This window comes from Desulfosediminicola sp., from assembly GCF_048381775.1.
In the GTDB taxonomy this organism is placed as follows: Bacteria; Desulfobacterota; Desulfobulbia; order Desulfobulbales; family Desulfocapsaceae; genus Desulfopila; species Desulfopila ganghwensis.
This window is the reverse complement of record NZ_JBLXGE010000007.1, coordinates 134,025-153,249: the sequence shown is the minus strand read 5'-3', so window position 1 is coordinate 153,249 and position 19,225 is coordinate 134,025. Positions and strand designations below refer to the sequence as shown.

Annotated in this window: 16 protein-coding genes; 9 read left to right on the top strand and 7 right to left on the bottom strand. The window is 49.6% G+C overall.

What is annotated here, in order from left to right:
* Positions 1–14: 14 nt before the first annotated feature.
* Both lpdA and ACN5NT_RS13310 read left to right on the top strand, forming a co-directional pair.
* A complete protein-coding gene (lpdA, locus tag ACN5NT_RS13315; protein WP_419175736.1) occupies positions 15–1,424 on the top strand; it encodes a dihydrolipoyl dehydrogenase in 1,410 nt (469 codons plus the stop codon).
* Positions 1,425–1,517: 93 nt separating this feature from the next.
* The gene (locus tag ACN5NT_RS13310; RefSeq protein WP_419175735.1) at positions 1,518–3,845 is read left to right on the top strand and encodes an ATP-dependent helicase; all 2,328 of its coding nucleotides are present in this window, start codon (positions 1,518–1,520) and stop codon (positions 3,843–3,845) included.
* Positions 3,846–3,854: 9 nt separating this feature from the next.
* On the opposite strand, the gene ACN5NT_RS13305 is transcribed toward ACN5NT_RS13310, so the two are convergent.
* A complete protein-coding gene (locus ACN5NT_RS13305; RefSeq protein WP_136795665.1) occupies positions 3,855–4,493 on the bottom strand; it encodes a LysE family translocator in 639 nt (212 codons plus the stop codon).
* Positions 4,494–4,677: 184 nt separating this feature from the next.
* A complete protein-coding gene (locus tag ACN5NT_RS13300) occupies positions 4,678–5,541 on the bottom strand; it encodes a YitT family protein (protein WP_136795664.1) in 864 nt (287 codons plus the stop codon).
* 220 nt (positions 5,542–5,761) lie between these two features.
* On the opposite strand from ACN5NT_RS13300, the gene ACN5NT_RS13295 reads away from it, so the two are divergent.
* Positions 5,762–6,298, top strand: a complete 537-nt coding sequence (locus tag ACN5NT_RS13295) for a nitroreductase family protein (RefSeq protein ID WP_136795663.1) — start codon at positions 5,762–5,764, stop codon at positions 6,296–6,298.
* An 89-nt stretch (positions 6,299–6,387) separates the two neighbouring features.
* Here the strand turns inward: ACN5NT_RS13295 and ACN5NT_RS13290 are convergent, their stop codons facing one another.
* Both ACN5NT_RS13290 and ACN5NT_RS13285 read right to left on the bottom strand, forming a co-directional pair.
* Positions 6,388–6,594 carry a SlyX family protein gene (locus ACN5NT_RS13290; protein ID WP_136795662.1) on the bottom strand — a complete coding sequence of 69 codons (207 nt, stop codon included), beginning with the start codon at positions 6,592–6,594 and terminating at the stop codon, positions 6,388–6,390.
* Between the two features lie 906 nt (positions 6,595–7,500).
* Entirely contained in the window at positions 7,501–8,265 is a 765-nt protein-coding gene (locus ACN5NT_RS13285) for an SIR2 family NAD-dependent protein deacylase (RefSeq protein ID WP_136795661.1), read from the bottom strand.
* A 178-nt stretch (positions 8,266–8,443) separates the two neighbouring features.
* Between ACN5NT_RS13285 and ACN5NT_RS13280 the strand changes: the two genes are divergently transcribed.
* Positions 8,444–8,929, top strand: coding sequence for a putative molybdenum carrier protein (locus ACN5NT_RS13280; protein WP_419175734.1), 486 nt, complete (start codon positions 8,444–8,446; stop codon positions 8,927–8,929).
* Here ACN5NT_RS13280 and ACN5NT_RS13275 read toward each other — a convergent pair.
* Both ACN5NT_RS13275 and ACN5NT_RS13270 read right to left on the bottom strand, forming a co-directional pair.
* Positions 8,881–12,102, bottom strand: coding sequence for an efflux RND transporter permease subunit (locus ACN5NT_RS13275; RefSeq protein ID WP_419175733.1), 3,222 nt, complete (start codon positions 12,100–12,102; stop codon positions 8,881–8,883). The two genes, ACN5NT_RS13280 and ACN5NT_RS13275, sit on opposite strands and share 49 nt — an antisense overlap.
* Positions 12,103–12,170: 68 nt before the next feature.
* Positions 12,171–13,205, bottom strand: a complete 1,035-nt coding sequence (locus ACN5NT_RS13270) for an efflux RND transporter periplasmic adaptor subunit (protein ID WP_419175732.1) — start codon at positions 13,203–13,205, stop codon at positions 12,171–12,173.
* 558 nt (positions 13,206–13,763) lie between these two features.
* Between ACN5NT_RS13270 and proV the strand changes: the two genes are divergently transcribed.
* From proV to ACN5NT_RS13245, 5 genes are all read left to right on the top strand, one after another.
* Entirely contained in the window at positions 13,764–14,996 is a 1,233-nt protein-coding gene (gene proV / locus ACN5NT_RS13265; protein ID WP_419175731.1) for a glycine betaine/L-proline ABC transporter ATP-binding protein ProV, read from the top strand.
* Between the two features lie 23 nt (positions 14,997–15,019).
* Positions 15,020–15,859 carry an ABC transporter permease gene (locus tag ACN5NT_RS13260; protein WP_419175730.1) on the top strand — a complete coding sequence of 280 codons (840 nt, stop codon included), beginning with the start codon at positions 15,020–15,022 and terminating at the stop codon, positions 15,857–15,859.
* A 14-nt stretch (positions 15,860–15,873) separates the two neighbouring features.
* Positions 15,874–16,911: a glycine betaine/L-proline ABC transporter substrate-binding protein ProX gene (gene proX / locus ACN5NT_RS13255; RefSeq protein WP_419175806.1), complete on the top strand. Its 1,038-nt coding sequence runs from the start codon at positions 15,874–15,876 to the stop codon at positions 16,909–16,911.
* A gap of 159 nt (positions 16,912–17,070) precedes the next feature.
* The gene (locus ACN5NT_RS13250) at positions 17,071–17,544 is read left to right on the top strand and encodes a MarR family winged helix-turn-helix transcriptional regulator (RefSeq protein WP_419175729.1); all 474 of its coding nucleotides are present in this window, start codon (positions 17,071–17,073) and stop codon (positions 17,542–17,544) included.
* Between the two features lie 207 nt (positions 17,545–17,751).
* Positions 17,752–18,141: a PaaI family thioesterase gene (locus ACN5NT_RS13245; protein WP_419175728.1), complete on the top strand. Its 390-nt coding sequence runs from the start codon at positions 17,752–17,754 to the stop codon at positions 18,139–18,141.
* Between the two features lie 199 nt (positions 18,142–18,340).
* On the opposite strand, the gene ACN5NT_RS13240 is transcribed toward ACN5NT_RS13245, so the two are convergent.
* Entirely contained in the window at positions 18,341–19,219 is an 879-nt protein-coding gene (locus tag ACN5NT_RS13240) for a patatin-like phospholipase family protein (RefSeq protein WP_419175727.1), read from the bottom strand.
* Positions 19,220–19,225: the final 6 nt, after the last annotated feature.

The following is a 19,225-nucleotide window of genomic DNA, read 5'->3' as shown; positions in this document are numbered from 1 at the left end:
TTTAGGGAGAAATTATGTCTGCTGATATGCAGTTTGACCTTGTTGTTCTGGGGGGCGGGCCCGGAGGGTATACCGCAGCCTTTCGTGCTGCTGACCTGGGGTTGGCTGTCTGCCTTGTAGAGCAGGCGAACAGATTGGGTGGGGTATGCTTGAATGTCGGCTGTATCCCCTCCAAAACGCTGCTCCATGGAGCGGCGGTTCTGGAAGAGGCGGAACAGGCTGCAGAATATGGAATCTCTTTTGGTGCGCCGAAGATTGATCTGGATGCTTTCCGCGACCATAAACAGCAGGTGATCAACCAGCTGACTGGCGGGCTGGACAAGCTCTGTCAGGCCAGAAAGATTACGCGTATTGTGGGTAAAGGCGGTTTTAAAGATACGACGACCTTGCAGGTCACAGGTGAGGAAGGTGCCAAGGAGATCTCATTTAGCAATTGCATCATCGCCACCGGATCTCATCCGTTCATGATACCGGGCTTGCCGGAAGATGAGCGCATCTGGGATTCAAGCGATGCTTTAGCTCTTAAATTTGTCCCCAAACGTTTTCTGATCATCGGTGGCGGTATCATCGGTATGGAGATGGCGCAGATTTACAGTGCACTGGGCTCCGAGGTTACCATCGTTGAAATGCTTGATCATATCATCCCACCCGCAGACAAGGATATGGTGCAGCCGCTGTTTCAGAAACTGAAAAAGAAATACCAGATTTTCACCAAGACCAAGGTGGTTGAAGTTACCGCAGCCGAGAGCGGCATCCAGGCCAGGTTCGAGGGTGCCAAGGCCCCGGAAAGCGGCGAGTATGACGCCGTGCTGGTCGCGGTTGGCAGAAGACCGAATACAGAAACCTTTGAACGTGAAAATATCGCTCTTGCACTGAATGAGCGTGGTTTTGTCGGTGTTGATAACCAGCAGCGCACTGCAGTTGAAAACATCTTTGCCATTGGCGACGTGGTTGGTGAGCCAATGCTTGCCCACAAGGCGACCCACGAAGGCAAGGTGGCGGCGGAGGTTATTGCCGGGCATAAGGCGGAATTTGATCCGATGACCATCCCCAGCGTGGCCTACACCCACCCGGAGGTTGCCTGGATGGGACTCACCGAGAAAGAGGCCAAGGCCCAAAAAATCGACTATCAGAAAGGCAAATTTCCCTGGGGTGCATCCGGCAGGGCTCTGGCATCCGGGGCGGCTACCGGTGTTACCAAGGCACTCTTTTCCAAGGAAACAGGTCGTATCATCGGCGCGGCAATCTGCGGGCAGAATGCGGGTGAATTGATTCACGAAGCGGTGCTTGCCCTTGAGATGGGGGCTGATGCCGAGGATATCAGCAAGACCGTCCATGCCCACCCGACGCTCTCAGAAACTTTCGCCTTCGCGGCGGAAATTGTTGACGGCTCCATTACCGACGCGTTACCTTCCAAAAAGTAACAAACAACCCTGCCAACCATGGCATTGAAAGGGTCACTCTATCGGGTGGCCCTTTTTTTTGCCCTGACATCCCGTAACTTCCTGAGAAATTACATGCAACTCACTGAAGAGCAGCAACAGATCATCCAGCATAGCCAGGGGCATGCGCTGGTCAGTGCCGTTGCCGGGTCGGGAAAAACCACCACCATGGTGGAGCATATCCGGGTTCTGCTTGAGCGCGGTTGCATGCCAAAAGAGCTGATGGTACTCATGTTCAACCGTTCGGCCCGGGACGGTTTTGTGAGAAAACTTGCCGGGGTTCTGGCGAGCACAGGCTATGGTATGCCTGAGATCCGCACCTTTCATTCACTTGGCTTGCGGTTGGTGGAGAGTTTTACCAGAAAAGGAACATTGCCCAGGCGAAGGCTGGTGAGTGATGACGGCTTAAAAGAAAAACTGGCCAAACAGGCTCTCAATCACGCCTACAAAGAGGAAAAAGGCAATCATGCCTGGGCCTCTAAGGATGATCTTGAAGAATTTTTGAGGTTTATCGAGCTGGTCAAGGCGGATATAGTTTCGCCTGGTGAGTGCTATGAACAACAGGGCTTAAGCAAAAAATACCAATATTTCCTGCAGGCATACGACTTTTTTGAAGAGGGCCGCTTAAAGCAGAACATTCGCTTTTTTGACGATTTGCTCCACGAACCGGTAATGGCGCTGAAAGAAAATCCACAACTTGCAGAGTGGGTTGCCAACCGTGTCGACCACATCATTGTCGATGAGTATCAGGATATCAACGAGGTACAGCAGCAGTTATTGAAGTTTATTGGCGGTAGCCGGGCAAGGGTGATGGCGGTTGGTGACGTGGATCAATGTATCTATGAATGGCGTGGCGCCAGACCGGAATATATTACCAGCAGGTTTCAGTACGATTTCCCGGCTCCACGCCGTTATACCCTCTCCTATACGTTCAGATTTGGCCACAACCTCTCATTGGCTGCCAATCATCTGATCGGCCATAACCTCAAGCGTGACCGTAAATTCTGTGTGTCTCATACCGGCAACCATGATACTCGCCTGGGTTTGTATAATCAGCAGGAGCGTCAGGGGCTGGCGGATCTTTTGGGGCAGTGGCAGGGGAAGGGGAGAAGCCTGCGTGAAGCGGTTGTGCTGGTAAGGCTGTATGGCATGAGTGTGCCGGTTGAGCTCTCACTGCTGGAGGCTGGCATTCCATATCGGTTGGAAGGGCACGAACCGGTCTTTGAGTGCAGGGAAGTGCAGGCACTCACCGGATATCTGATGCTCTGTACCAGGACCTTGATAGCTGAAGAACAGGCAACCCGGATAGAATTGCTGGTGGCCATGCTCTCACAGCCCCATCTTGGAATCCGCCAGGAAGAGCTTGAGCGATTGGCTGCGAAAATAGCTGTCGACCCCGAGGAAGGTGGCGAGCAGATCCTGTTGATGCTCAGCGCGGATATGCCAGGTTTCGTCAAAAAGAAGATCCTGCAGGCTGCGGATGACTGGCAATGGCTATTGCGGAGAAAGGTAGAGAAACGCGCAGATCTGTTGCTCAGGGAGATCGTTGAATACTTTGATCTATACGAATTTTACCACAAGTTTTCATCCCGCCAGGTGGTTGCTGAAAGTCGCATCGAAACCTGCCGGGCTTTTATCGACTTTGCCCAGGGCCTGAAGCTCTCCGCTGAAGACTTTCTGGCTCACTTGCAAGAACTGCAACGACAGAATATCAGTGGCGAAGATGTGCTGCTGATCACTTCTATCCACCGGGCCAAAGGTCTGGAGTGGCCCCTGGTTGTGGTGCCGGGGCTTGAAGATGGGGTGTTTCCATTTATCTCCAGGGCGGGCGAAGGCAGCGGGGATAGCCTGGAGGATGAACGACGCTTGTTCTATGTGGCCATAACCAGGGGTATTGAGCAGGTGGCGCTTTTTCACCCGCCGGATCTTTCGCTTTCAGCAAATATAGAATCCGGTGGCAGTTCAGCTCCCAAAGATCGTTTTGTCGCCAGCCGTTTTCTGTTTGAATCGAATATGGGGCTTAGTGAAAAACTGGGTGATAGGCTCTACAATCCAGACAGCATAGAACCGGATAAACCACTTGAGGCAGCAGATATTACTGTCGCTGAAAACTATTTGCAAACTGTCGGAGTGGATAGCATAGCGCTGAAACAGAAGTTCGTGCCGAAGAGAATCAGGGACAGAGAAACGGAATTGCTGAATCTCCACGCGCACATGAAGCCGGGGCATACGCTACGGATTTCAGATCTAAAGGTGGGGCTGACAGTGGTTCACAAGATGTTCGGAGCCGGTAAAATCCAGAAAATCCTCGATTGGAGTCAGGGAAGAATAGTGGTCGATTTCACTGAACACAGGGGTGTAACCCTGATAGTGAGCCGCGCCCCTCTCAGCTTGCCGAATTAAAGAGAGAGATCAAACCTTTTCCAGAGCCAGCCGTGCGCCCAGAAAAATCATCACCAACCCGGTGAGGCTGTCGAAAACCCGGCCCACCGCGGGGTGCTGCAGCCAGGCACGGGCGCGGTCAACCATGGAAGCAAGTATGCACTGGTAGATCATGGCCACGGTGAAATGGGTGGCAGCAACTATCAGCGCCTGTCCGAGCGGCTTATGGACCGGGTCGATAAACTGGGGCAGAAAAGCCATGTAGAAAATGATGGTTTTCGGGTTGAGCACATTGGAGAGAAAACCTTCCCGCAGTGAGCGGTACATGCTGAACTCAGTCTGCTGGACACTCTGGTTGGTAAATATCGATCCCCTGTGCCTTCGAGAGGCCCTTTTCAGGCTGGTCAACCCGAGCCAGAGGAGATAAATCGCTCCGGCAAGTTTCAGGATATTGAATGCCCAGACGGTTTTCAGCAGAAGGACCGATATACCCAGTGCGGAAATTGTGGCATGAACGAAAAGACCCGAGCAGATGCCCAGACTGCTGACCGCTCCATCTCGCCAACCGCCTCTGGCGCTGTTGCGAATGATCAACATGGTATCGAGACCCGGCGTTAAAGTGAGCAGGGTAACGGCAACGAGACAAGTAGCAAAGGTGTGCAGATCCATGGCGGCGTTTGGCAACAGATGTGAGTTGAGTTGATCGAAATAACTGGAAGTCTAGTGTGTTCAGAAACAGTAGAGCATATCCTCACCCGGGTGTAAAGGTAAGGATATGCAGGTGAATGTGGTGCGGGCGACCCCGGAGATCTCACAAGTTGAGGCGGGCTGCAATTTTCATGAAATATTCAGGCTAATAAACCTTTCGCTTATTGAAGTTATTACCTATCACGTCATAGCTGTTTTCCACGATAAAGAGTGCATCTTCATCAACGGTGAATACGGCTTCTTCAAGGCGCTTGAGCATCAGATTATTGGTTATGGTCATCAGGATGTCCTTGTCGTTTCCTGTATAGGCGCCTTTGCCGTGGATGAAGGTAGCTCGCAGATTGAGTCGTTCTGTTACATCCTTGCCGATTTGCTCTGACTTTTCACTGATCACATAGACGATTTTTCTCTGGTTGGAGAGCGTGAGGAAGTAGTCGAGTGAATTGGAGGCAACAAAGGTCATGATGATCGAAGCAATGAAAATATCGGCACCATATTGGGTCAAAACCAGAGAAAAGAGCAGCACGTTGAATACCATATAGGTTTTACCGACACCGAAGTTGAATTTCCGGTACAGCAGAATAGCTATGACATCAAGGCCGCCAGATGAACCGATGGATCTCAAGATAATACCGGTTCCGGCACCTACGACGAATCCGCCGGCGATGGCTGCGAAGAATTGATCGTGTATACCGAAGTCAACCTCGATAAACTGTGAACTGAGAAAAATTACAGATACACCGTATATCGTATACAGTACAAATCTACGACTCACATACAGCCAGCCGAGGATAAGGGTCGGGATATTCAGCAGAATGAACCATATGGCCGGGGTAAGCAGGTCTGTATTATAAAAGATAAAAAGACAAAATCCGAAAAGTCCACCGGGAATAAAATCCTGGTGCATGACTATGCCGTTCATGCCGAGAGTAAAGAGAAGTGAACCTGCAGTCAGCAGAAAAAGGTTCCAAATTACAGAATATCTGTAATCTTTTAAATTAAAGCCCATGGTATTACCTAAACGTGATGGTTGTATTTACATACTGGTTTTTTCGTGCTTTTAAGGCAGTTGCAAAACAAAAGACCGCTTCTTTAAATCTTTTCGGACCAGAGGTCAATTGATTTCTGTCGGAAACGGATTTTTTTGTTAAAAAAGATGTATCCGACAGATTATGCGCGTAATCCGGATTGGTGACCGAAGAATTCAGATTCAGTAACAGGAGAAAGTTATGCTTTTAGAGTTATTGCAGAAAAGAAGATCAATCCGCCAATTTGAGAATAGGCCGGTGGAACAGGAGAAAATCGATTATCTGATCGAATCGATGTTGCGTTCACCTTCTTCCCGCAGTCTGAACCCATGGGAGTTTGTAGTGGTTCAGGATAAAGAGATGATAGAAGCACTGTCGAAGGTTAAACCACACGGCGCCAGCTTTATGAAGAATGCACCACTCGCTATCGTGGTTTGTGCAGATCCCGAAAAATGTGATGTCTGGGTAGAAGATTCCTCCATCGCATCTCTTTTGCTCCATCTGGCCGCTACAGATATGGGCCTGGGCAGCTGCTGGGTGCAGATCAGGCTGCGCGGTTTTGAAGATGGCAGGATGGCCACCGATCAGGTTGCAGAGCTGCTGAGTCTGCCGGACGGCATGAAAGTCGAGGCGATAGTTGCTATTGGCTATGGCCGGGAGGAGAAGCCGGGGCATCCGAAAGATTCTCTGCTCTATGACCGGGTTCATTTTGAGAAATTCGGCTTGAAAGATGCCTGAAAAAAGCACAGGGCGGCAGGATTACTCCAGTCGCCCTGTGTCGCTTCCTGTTATCAACCACTTGCCGAAAAATAAACCCACCTCCTCAATTAATAGTGTGGTGGCACATCACTGATGTCTTCGGTATCGATATTGGCCGACATCACATCCTCACGTAGTTTGGCCAACTCCAGCTTAAATTCAGTCAGTTGTGCCTGTTGGTCGATTACAACCTGGTTTAACTCTTCAACGGTGCGATCCTGATATTCATGTTTTTCTTCAAGAATACGAACCCTGTTTTCAATTTCATTAGACATGGACACCTCCTGCGTTAGAGCGTTGCTTCCGGCGCCGTTGTTGCACCTGATTAAAATTCTCTGCTTGAAAAATCAATTATGCCCGTGGCCTCGAAGCTGCGATCGGGGCTGTTCTTTCATAATAAGGAATTTTAGCCTCTGTAGAAAGTGCTAAAAGGAAGATGACAGAAATTGGCAGCGGCAGCCCCGGCTTATGACCAAAAATAATATGATTTTAAATTGATATGAGAAGGAGATGGTAGTCTCCGTTAAAAATTATTGTTATTTTGGTGATGCCTTTTTGTCCCAGACAGCGCGGCAACTACTGACTCTATTTTTATCCCTGGGTGTCTGTTGAGCACATACTCTTCGGTCTCAAATACTTGCAGGGGATTGCGCGGGGCGGGACCTGATATGGATTGCGTTAACAGGTCGAAGTGCTGTATGTTGTCCGCTGTTTTTATGGGCTGGTCAAGCAGCCGCACTATTCGGATTTTTGCCCTTTATTACGAGACATGATCTTACGACTTTTTTATATACTTCTTTCAGCAGTTTTTCTAGGTAGTGTCACCTATGCAGCGTGCACAATATGGCCATTAACCCTGCTTCCTACCACTGCAATGGTTGCAGCTGTAAGTGTTGGGCTGGGGTGCGCAATGGTTGCTGGTGTCTATCTGGACAGCAGGCATAACGCAAAGAAAGACTGAGAAAGAGACGGAAAAACATGGGCAGGCCGAAGCGTACCCGATTCCGGGGTGATGAGGCAAATGATGACCGGCTGGTCAGACAGCTCCTGTCCGGAATACAAACAGCAACAGCCTGTGTGATAGATGGATAATACCTGACGGACGGCGATTTTGAGGACGGTGGTTTTAGTGCAGGTGAGCTGCTGAGGTTAGCTGCCTATGCATCATCATCAACGCCTGGCTATAGAGTTTTCCGTACCGCATTGCTGAACTCGGGCAATGAGCTGCCGAGGTCACCTTCAAAAAAATAGTCAGTAATGCCTCGGCCCAGGGCAGGCTCCATATTGAACTCGAAAATCGCTCCACCATTTGCCTTAACCATAGAGGGCAGTCCTGCAGCCGGATAGACCTGGGCGGAGGTACCGATGACCAACAGCAGATCACAGTGCTGAACAACCATGTGGATTTCGTCCAACTTTCTGACAGGTTCTCCAAACAAAACGATATTTGGCTTGAGGGGTGATTGGCATTCCTGGCAGTGTGGCACTTCCTTCATCGTGAAATGATGATCTTCAACCGGCTCGATATAGCCGCAGTTGATGCAGTGGAGATGCTGGTGGTCACCGTGAATTTCAAAGACGTATTGGTTGCCGGCAACTTGGTGCAGGTTGTCGATATTCTGAGTTATTATTCCGTTGAGGATCCTTTTTTGCTCAAATTCAGCCAGGGCTTCGTGGGCAGCATTGGGCTTCTTGCCGATGATGACACGGCCCAGATCCCGATACAGTTCCCACGCCTTTTCGGCATTGTTCAGGAAGACATCGAGCGTTGCATATTCATCCGGTGAGTAGATGGACCAAAGGCCGCCTTCACTGCGAAAGTCGGGAATGCCGCTGCCGACAGAGATGCCGGCGCCGGTGAGTGCTATGGCGTTACGTGAAGAGGTGAAGAGCTGTACAGCCTCGGCTATATGCTCCTCGTTTTGGCCGGTAATAATCGTTTTCATCGGTTCACCGCTGTAGTATAAAAAAAGCTGAAGAAACAGATAATTCGGGGGCTTTCCTGTTGTGAGCACCAATGTCCCGCCCTGTGAAATTGTAGTGTATGGCGCTGGGAAATCACTATTTTTTATACCGCATGGCAGAGTAAAATTCAAATTCGTCTTCCGGGAGCAATAGCCATCAATGAAACCTATCCTGAAGAAAATTGTGTCAGGTGGACAGACTGGAGCAGACCGCGCCGCCCTGGATGCTGCTATTGAGCATGGCTTTGCCCATGGAGGTTGGCTACCGAAAGGCAGAAAAACTGAAGACGGACCCTTGCCTGAAAAGTACGCACTTCAGGAGATGACCAGCCCGGATTATCGAAAACGCACCAGGCAGAACGTGATCGATTCCGATGGCACGCTGATTGTCTCCCATGGCGGGCTGACCGGAGGTTCACTGCTGACTCTGGTGGAAGCAAAAAAAATGGGCAGTCCCTGCCTGCATCTTGACCTTGAACAGGTAAACGGGTCGGAAGCGTTGTCGCTTCTTGTCGCCTGGCTTATTGAAAATTCGATAAAAACACTCAATGTGGCCGGGCCGCGAGCCAGTAGTGATCCTGTCATTTACCAGCAGGTTTACCTGCTGGTATCCGGGCTGCTTGTTGAACTCAAGGGTGGCATATGACCTGGAGTTTTTTCGAGCTGTACCAGGATGTCCCAGAGTATCGGCACGATAATGATGGTCAGGAAAGTGGCGGTACAAAGGCCGGTGACAAAGGTCATGGCCATGCTGCCCCAGATGATTGAATATTCCGGGATGCCAAGGGCCATTGGCAACAAGCCCAGCGTGGTTGTGAGGGTTGTCAGCAGGATTGGGCGCAGCCGGATATTGGTGGCCAGCATCAATGCCTCGTGTCTGTTCTGTCCTCTCCGGTAGCAACTGTTTAAAAATTCGACCAGCACCAGTGAATCGTTGACCACCACCCCGGTGACCCCGACCACTGCCACAAAGCTGTTTACTGTAAAGAGGGTACGGGAAAAAAGGGTGCCGTAGATAACTCCGATCAGAGCAAATACCACAGCCGAGACAATGATCAGCGGCTGCAGGTAGGAATGGAACTGGGCCGAAAGTATCAGGTAAATTAGCAGGATGGCTATACCGAAAGCGTAGGTCAGTGAGATAAATGATTCCCGGGTTGATTCATGTTCACCGGAGAAGTTGAGGCTGGCTCCGGGATAGTTCTCCCTGATCTGCAGATAATAGTCCTGCACCTTGTTTACGATCATGGCGGCGGAGATCGGTGCGCCGGGTTTGATGTTGGCAGTCAGAGTTATTGCTCGTTGTGCCTGGAACCTGTTCAGATAACCAGGTTCCAGGGAATAGACGGGTGTGGCCAGATCGCTTAATCGAATTGTGCCTCCCGGCAGGTCTATGATTGATGCCTCCAGAGCCTGCGTCATCTGGCTGGTCTCGGTGCCTAATGCCATTTTTAACTTGATGTCGATGATTTCCTCGGCCAGTTTCATCTCGCCAACGATGCGGCCATTCAGTACCGAGGCGGCTAATCTTGCAACTTCGGCAATCTGCAGCCCCCACTCGGCTACCCGTTCTCTGTTCACGCGTATGGTAAATACGCGGCCACTGGCGCCCTGGTCGTTTTGCAGATCCAGGAGCCATGGCTCAAAATCATTATGGTTTTTAAGAAAATCGAGCAGGTGGGCTGCGAGTGTTGCTACATTTTCTCCGTCTGTCCCCAGCACCCTGATATTGACGTCTTTGCCGGCTGGCGGCCCATCTTTTTCAGGCCTGATGGAAAGAGTTGTATTAAGAGGCACTATTCCGGCCAACTTTTCCCGCATATAATCAAGATGGAGCACCACGTCATTTTCGGGATAATCAGTAAAGCGCCGCTTATTGGAGTCGGGCAGGGTTACTGCGAGGTGTCCAAGGTTGTTTCCATACCTCGGTGAATAGTCTTCATTGATGATAAAGCCTGCAAAACCCAGAGCCGACTCGTGCATTTCCTCTCCTTCAGCCATTACCGCTTTGGCCAGCTCTTTCAATAACTCATCCGTTTCGCCAATTGGTGTCCCGGAGGGCGCGGTTACCTCGACATAGTAGAGGGCGTAATTATCAGGGAAGAACTGAATTCGTATCATGTTGGTTGCACCTGTCATGGAACTGTGGAAAATGGCAAGCGCGGCAGCAAAAATAAGTGCCAGCAGGGTAATCGAGATATAGGGAAGACGTAAAACCAGTTCAATCAGCCAGTTGAAGAATCTGCGGATGACGGTCATGGTCCGGCCCTCACGCACACTCTCGAGATAACCGGCCAGTTCTGTCACTGATTTCGTAGGTTTTTTTGAGCTTTGCGCTTTTCGCGGTCCAAAATCGAGATAATGACAGGGGAGAATGAACAGGCATTCCAGCAGTGAGGCAATCAAGGCAAAGACGATAGTTTTCGGGATGATGGCGAAAAAATCGCCAACCATGCCGGTCATGATCAACATTGGCAAAAAGGCGACACCAGTGGTGAGGGTGGCGGACACTACCGGGAGAAAAACCTCGGAAGTGCCGATGGTGATGGCCTCAACCACGTCTTTACCGAGCTGCACATGTCGGTAGATATTTTCCACCACGACAATGGCGTCGTCGACAATGATGCCGGAGACCAGCACAAAGGCGAAGAGCGATACCTCGTTGATTGAGTTGCCTGTGAGGTACATGAACACCATGGTAACGACGAAAGCAAAGGGGATGCCAATGGTGGTGAGTATTCCGTTGCGCATCCCCATAAACTGCCAGATGATAAGAAACACCAGTGCCACACCAAGCAGCAGGTTTACTCCAAGTACCCTGATTGAATCCTTGATTTTACTACTGGAATCCTGCGTGACCGTGAGGATTATCTTTTCTGCCCTATAGGTCGTATTAAGCTTTTTGACAATATCACGAACATCGCGCGCTATAAACAGGGCATTGCCGCGGTCTTCCTTGATGATCTGCAGGGTAACACACTCGACACCGTTAACCGAGGCGATGATGAAGGGATCGCGGTAGCTGAAGTAGCCTTGGTCGGCGACATCACCAATGCGAATAAAGGAGCCGTCACTGTCGGTTCGGATAATGGCGGTGAAGATATCGTCACGTGTCCTGAATTGTTCATCGACCCGCACGATAAATTCACCATATTCGGTTTTTGCGTGACCGGCAGGAAGATTGATATTGGCCAGTTCCAACGATCTGGCAACTTCGTTGAAAGTAAGGCCAAAACGCCGCATCTTGGTTGGCGACAGCAGTATATGGAATTCACGGGTAAAATCGCCGGTCAACTTGACTTCCTTTACTCCTTTGATCTGTGCCAGCGGGATTTTCAGTTCCTCGGCCACCAGGGAGAGGGTGGTGTTTGAGTGCTTGCCTGAGATATTGACGCTTATAGTGGGAAACCAGTCGTTCACATCGAGAAAATTGAAAACAGGAGGTTCCGGTAAAGCAGGCAGATCTTCCAGTATTGACAGTACCTCCAGTCGCACGCTGTCAAAGCGCCTTCGGTAATCGCTGTCATCGACGAACTTAATCACCACGTTTGAACGTTCCCGGTAGGAAACGGACTGGATGTAATCGAGATCCTCGACATTCTCCAGGGCCTCTTCGATTTCATTGGTGATGAGTTTTTCTACATCTTCAGGAGAGGCGCCAGGGAGGAACGTGTTGATGTACATCTTGCCAAATTCGATATTCGGGTAACGCTCGGCAGGCATGCGCAGCAACACGAATGCCCCGATAACAATAAGCAGCACAAAGAGCAGATTGAGAACAACTTTCTGCCTGAGGGTGAATCGGACAAGGTTTTGCATAATTTACGAACAGGCTTTACCGCAGGAAAATGCCTAATTCACGGCGAAAAACGAAAATCACCTGGTCTCTACTGAGAGCCAGCCGCATTTTCAGGGATTGCCAGATAGTTCTGGCCGGCTTCCAGGTTTTCTCCGGAAATGATCGCAGTCAGGCCGTTGTTTTCCGTGCCGAGCAGGATGACCTGTGTGGTGCTGCCATCGGGTTTCATAAGCCATTGCGCCTCGTAGCGGTTGATGAGTGCGGTGGCAGGGATGCTGAAACGGTTGTTTGCTTCGAAACTTTTAAAGCTGAAATGGGCGCGCATGCCGCCCCGTAAAGATTCCTGAATGTTTTGGTCAGGTGTATGGCGAATGGCATCGATCAGTAAGTCGACGTGGATTTTCCTGGTGGCGGCATCGAAAACAGGTGAGGTACGGTAGATTGTGGCCGGCAGAGTCAGGGCAATGTCGGGCAGCTCAACCTGAAGGCGGCTTGCTGCCTCAATAGCCTGTAATTCACCATAACTTACAGCCAGCGGAACCAGAAGCTGGCGGAAGTCACCGAGCCTGGCTACCGGTTTGCTTTCCTGTATTAATTCACCCGGCTCTATGAACCGTTCTATCAGCAACCAACCTGGTGGGGCGGTGATGGTATGACGGACGAGCTTTTCCTCCAGCCGCCGTGCTTCATTTTGTAACTTCCTGATTTCAAGTTTGTTCAGGTCTGCAGCAAGTTCTGCTTCGTCGAGTTGCGCCTGCGGGGCAGACTCTTTTCTGCGTAAGCTTGTGAAGCGGGCCAGGGTCTTTTCTTCCTGGGCCAGTTGTCGTTCGGCACGTTCCTGATTCACTTTGTTGGCTTCGATATCCAGTCTGATGAAGGTCGTATCTATCCTGGCAAATACCCCATTATCCGGAATTTTCTCACCGACATCGGCATATACAGCCTCACATTTTCCGTTAACCTCACTGCTGATAGTCAACTCCTTTCTGGGGTAGGTGAAACCTGTCAGGGTGATGGTTCGGTAATGGGGTTGCAAAGTTACCTGTTCCTGTGCGGTAAGTGATGTCGCCATAACCGATAGAAGGAGTGTTGCTGCAATTAGTATAAGTATCGTTTTCAGCACCAGGGATTCGTATGGGTAACCGGATTTTGAATTGTTATTTGTGGTGTGAATTGAATCAACTCATCGGGAATTCAATTTCATTTTATCACCTTATGCCTGAAACTCAATGTGAGGGATGAAATATCAAACAGTTGCTATCGACATTATGGCGGATACGTAACAGGCGGGCAGCAGGTATGCCTCTGCTGGAATGTTGGTAATCGTTTTGTATTGGCGCAGAAGGCACAGCAGCGAAGCCAGGTGGCAGCGACAGAAAGACTTCTGTATGTATTTGGATTTATATAAGTATTCGTATTTTCTGATATGGTTTGCCGACAAAATAGTTGTTGACAAAATATATTGTGCAATATAGTTTGTCACAAATAATTTTGTATAAAAATATATTGCGAGCAATTAAATGTTGTACAGAAAGCCTTTCCCTAACGTTCTGATGGCTATGTTATTGAGATTGTTTAGATTCAGGGAAGAGCTGAGTGTACCTGGATGGAGCAGGTAGAGCGGTTCGCAGTTGGTTTGTGGTTGCCGCTGAGATTCTTACAGGGACTAGGAGTGTGAAGTATGATCAAGGTAGAGGTACGGGGTCTGTATAAAGTATTTGGTCCTGACCCGCAGAAAGGGATGAAGTTGTTGGGCCAGGGTCGAACCAAAGAAGAAATTTATGAGCAGACTGGGCTTACTGTAGGAGTTCAGGATGCCAGCTTCGCCGTAGAGCAAGGTGAAATATTTGTGGTTATGGGACTCTCCGGTTCCGGGAAATCCACATTGGTTCGCATGCTGAACAGGCTCATTGAACCCACTGCCGGTGAGGTGTTGGTGGATGGTGAAGATGTTTTGAAGATGAACAAGCAGGAGCTGGTCAAGTTTCGACGTGCCAAGACCAGCATGGTCTTCCAGTCTTTTGCTCTTATGCCCCATCTGACTGTAATGGACAACGTGGCTTTTGGTCTTGAACTTGACGGCATTGATAAGGATAAGCGCGAGGAACGTTCCCTCGATGCCTTAAAGCAGGTTGGTCTGGAAGATTGGGCCAATGCCTATCCAAATGAGTTGAGCGGTGGCATGCAGCAAAGGGTTGGATTAGCCCGTGGTTTGGCAGTTGATCCTGATATTTTGCTCATGGATGAGGCATTTTCTGCTCTTGACCCCTTGATTCGTACCGAGATGCAGGATGAATTGCTGAAACTTCAGGACCGGCACGAAAGAACTATCATTTTTATCTCCCATGATCTCGATGAGGCGTTACGCATTGGTGATCGCATTGCTATCATGGAAGGTGGCCGGGTTGTTCAGGTTGGAACACCTGAAGAGATTTTGCAGAACCCTGCAGATGATTATGTCCGGGCGTTCTTCCGGGGAGTTGACCCGACTGGGGTTATATCGGCCGGGGATATTGTTCGGGATAATATGCCCACTGTAATCTGGCATACACCGCAAGGCAGTCCCAGGGCAATTCTGGAGATGCTCAACAACCAGGACCGTGAGTTTGCCTATGTGTTGAATTCCGAACGTCGCTTCTATGGTGTGGTTTCAACTGATTCATTAAGAGGACTTCTTGAGAAGGGGAACTCGAAGAAGGTTGAGGATGCGTTTATCGCAGATGCCGAAGCGGTCGTCGAGAGCGATTACCTCCAGGACATACTGGTGAAAGTTGCTTCGCATTCATGGCCAATCCCAGTGATTACTGAAGAAAATGTGTACCGTGGAGTGGTTTCCAAAAACCGCTTTCTCCGTACCCTGTACAGGGCTGAAAACGGAGACCATTTCGAGCAGCAGGGCAACGTGCAGGCATAGAGTTAATTCCGCAGGAGATGAAGATGTTTACTTTTGAAGATCAAGTGATCCCTCTGGATGATTGGATTACGAGTTTCATAGACTGGCTGGTAGAAGGGTATCGATGGTTCTTTCAGATAATCAAATGGCCGGTCGAAATTACCCTGTCAGGTATGGAGAATGGCCTGCTGGCAGTGCCGCCTCTGGTAATTATAGCGATTATGGCAATAATCGCCTGGAGAACGACCTCTATCCGACTGGCAATTGGCACTGTAGCAACTTTTGTTTTTATCGGTCTCCTTGGCCTATGGGAAGAGACAGTGGTGACCCTGGCCATGGTCTTTTCGTCTGTGGTGTTTTGCACCTTGGTTGGAATACCCCTGGGAATATGGGCCGGACGAAGTGACCGGTTCGAGTCATTGCTCAGGCCGATGCTCGATGCCATGCAGACTACACCGGCTTTTGTTTATCTGGTGCCCATCGTCATGCTGTTTTCCATCGGTAATGTGGCTGGTGTATTAGCCACTATTGTTTTCGCTTTGCCACCTATTATCCGTTTGACCAGCCTGGGTATTCGCCAGGTTCACCCCGAGTTGGTGGAGGCGGCGCTCGCGTTTGGCGCAACCGGCTGGCAGGTCTTGACCAGAGTTCAGATCCCCTTGGCAATGCCAACTATTATGGCCGGCCTGAATCAGACAATCATGATGGCTCTTTCCATGGTTGTGATTGCAGCGCTTATTGGAGCAGGAGGCCTTGGGGCACCTGTTGTACAGGGGTTGAACACCCTCGATATTGGTTTGGCGACTATTGGCGGCCTGTCCATTGTTCTGGTGGCGATCGTGTTGGATAGAATTACCCAATCTTTGGGAAATCCGAAAAAATAAGGAATGGAGGAGTAATCATGTTGAAAAAAATATGTATAGCTGCAACGGTAGCAACATTGACATTCGGTTCAATGGCTTGTGTCCAGGCAGAGAATATGAAGCCGGGCAAGGGTGTGACCGTAAATCCGGCTCGTGCTACCTGGAATACCGGTTTCTTTCAGGAGGCATTAGTGCGCCGGGGACTTGAAGAGCTGGGCTTTAAGGTGAAGTCACCGAAAGACCTGCAAAATCCTATTTTTTACAAATCGGTTGCCCTTGGCGATGTCGATTACTGGACCAATGGCTGGTTTCCTATCCATAATGATCAGTTGCCGAAAGACTTTTACGATAAGGCGGAAAAAGTTGGATATGTCGTGAAAGCAGGTGGTTTGCAGGGCTACCTTGTGTCCAAGAAATATGCAGATCAATACGATATCAAGTCGCTGGATGATTTTAAGCGTGATGAGGTTAAAAAGGCGTTTGACAAGAACAGAGACGGCAAAGCGGATCTCACCGCCTGTCCTCCAGGCTGGGGCTGTGAGAAGGTAATTACACACCATATGGAAGTATATGGCCTTGAAGATGATATCAATCCGATCAAAGCTTCCTACGAGGCATCCATGGCCTCCGCGATTGCTGCACACATGAGTGGCGAACCTATTTTCTTTTATACCTGGGCTCCAAACTGGACTATTTTCAAGATGAAGCCAGGCAAGGATGTGGTATGGATAAATGTCCCGGAAATCAATCCTACCCCAGGGCAGGTTCCGGCACTGGATCGGATGACTGTGAGTGGTGTCGAGGGTGCTGTTTCTGACCCGACCAAGCTGGGATTTGTGGTTGCAGACATTCAAATTGTTGCCAATAAGAAATTTCTCGAAAAAAATCCTGTCGCAAAGCGATTTTTTGAAGTATTTACACTACCGCTTTCAGATATTAACGAGCAGAACACCCGCATGAACGATGGTGAAAAAAGTAAGAAAGATATTGAACGCCATGTTGATGAGTGGATAGCCAAAAATACCGATAAATGGAATGCTTGGTTGACTGAGGCTCGCAAGGTAGCCAACTAATGTTATCTCCCGGCGAGTCCGCCTGGCTCGCCGGGAAAATTGCTGTGCGCAGTAGCCGAGTAGAATCTTACATGTTGCAAATTCGGTCTGTAAATTCATTATATCTGGAGTGGCGGGAGTATGAGGCTGGTTTTGTGGGGCACTTAATCTGGAGGAAGTATGTTTGAAAAAAATTCGCGATCGCATGCTGTTACGCAGCAACTTCGCATTCTGTTCAAGGCGATGCAGGCGCATTCAAAAACTGTAGAGAAGGCATGCGGCCTCAGTAGTGCGCAGTTATGGATGCTTTATGAAGTCGCTCAGACACCAGGTTTAAAGGTCTCCCAACTCGCCACTCTGCTCTCTATCCATGCCTCTACCTGTTCAAATATGCTGGACAAGCTGGAGCGTAAAAACCTGATTGCGCGTGATCGCAGCAAAACCGATCAGCGCTCGGTGCATCTTTCGGTCACTGAAGCCGGCAAAGAGCTTCTGACCATGGCCCCGTCGCCACCTCAGGGCAAGTTGAGTGAAGCTCTGGATCAACTGGGCGAAGAGCAACTTACGAAACTTGAGTCCAGCCTGGGGAGCCTTATTAATGCTTTGAATCTTAAAGATGACAAGGCTGGTTTTACACCAATTCCTTTCGAGTAAGAAATGCGTCAGGCATAGCTGCCGGGAGCGCGGGGTGTACTTCCAGTTTTCTTCACCCATATATTCACTCATCATGGTGTTATGGTTTCGAGCCACTGAAGTACCTAGGGTTCTGTGATTAAAGCTGTAGTGAGGTGTTATTCTTACACCTGACACTTCACGTCTCACCAAAAGTATTTTCCCCATTTTTCAAAAACAGAGAGCAAGATGGATACCCGGACAGCGAAAGACTATTTTGGTAATGACCGTTTTGCGGCCATGACCGGTATAGAGATTATTGAAGTTCGCCCAGGGTATTGCCGGGCTCAGCTGGTGATAACCGAAAATCATCTCAATGGTGCCGGTGTTGTGCAGGGCGGCGCCATCTTTACCTTGGCTGATCTGGCATTTGCCGCTGCCTCTAACAGCCGTGGCCAGCTGGCCCTGGCCATAAACGTCAATATCTCCTTTTTAAAGGGACGTTCATCCGGAACTCTTTATGCCGAGGCCACTGAAGTCTGTCAGCCCACGCGGCTTGGCGCTTACGATGTGCTGGTGACGGATGATGAGGGTGAGGTCGTGGCCAGATTCAATGGAATGGTTTATCGGAAGAGGTAGCGTGATAACGGTTCTCTTGCCTGTCTGTGGCCGGGATCAAAAACTGCATTATCTCCAAAAGCCAGAGCAGCTAGGAGAGGGGTGCACTGGCAGACATTTGAGCCTCTGAATCTTTTGCCCAGGTCTGGATGATAATTGTGAAATTTTCATGATAGATCACAAGCGACTAACGATCTAAGGTAAAAAGTCTCATTGACTGTTAATCTGTCACTCTTGCCATGGTTTCGTCCGCTTTTTGGTAACCCAGCTCAATTATTTCAGTGGCTCTATCAAATTCCAGGGTTCCGCAGGCGTTTCTGGGGATCTCAATGGTGTGATCGGGGGGATAGGCTGCAAGCTTTTGTCTGGCGATGGTGGATTGCATGGCGTCGAATGCCTGGTTGGCAACATCGTAGACGCTCCAATCGGGAATCTTGAAGGCTTTGGTTTTCTGGCGTGATTTAATATACGTTGTGATTTTCTGGTGGAATTTCTGTGAGCTGTCCTCATGTCTTTGCAATTGAGGTGCTGTCTCATGCTGAGCTTCAACCGGTCCGCCGAGGTTAACAGCTATTGTCATATCTGTGGTGTCACTGAAGGTAGGCGCGATTGGAACCGGATTCAGCACCCCACCATCTATGAGGCTCACACCTTTTCGTATGTGAGGTGTAAAAAGCATGGGTAGGGAGATCGAGGCCCGAATGGCATCGAAGAGCCTGCCTGAGTTAATCCAGACCTCTTTTTCATTCTGAATATCAACAGCAACCGCTGTGTACCGTATGGGCAGTTCTTCAATCAGCTGGTCACCTACCAGTTCAACCAGGGTGTTGATCACTTTGTCACCCTTAAAGAGCCCGGAGGTATTCCAGGATACATCGAGCAGGGAAATGATATCGAACTTCGATATGGCTCGCACCCATTGTTCATATTCATCGAGTTTGTCCATGGCGTAGATACCGCCAATCAGTGCCCCCATTGAACAGGCAGAGATGGACTGGATCTGATATCCATGCTCTTCCAGCCATCTGATAACGCCGATATGGGCGAGGCCACGGGCCCCTCCGCTTCCCAGAACGAGTGATACTGTTTTGTCTTTCATAAGGGA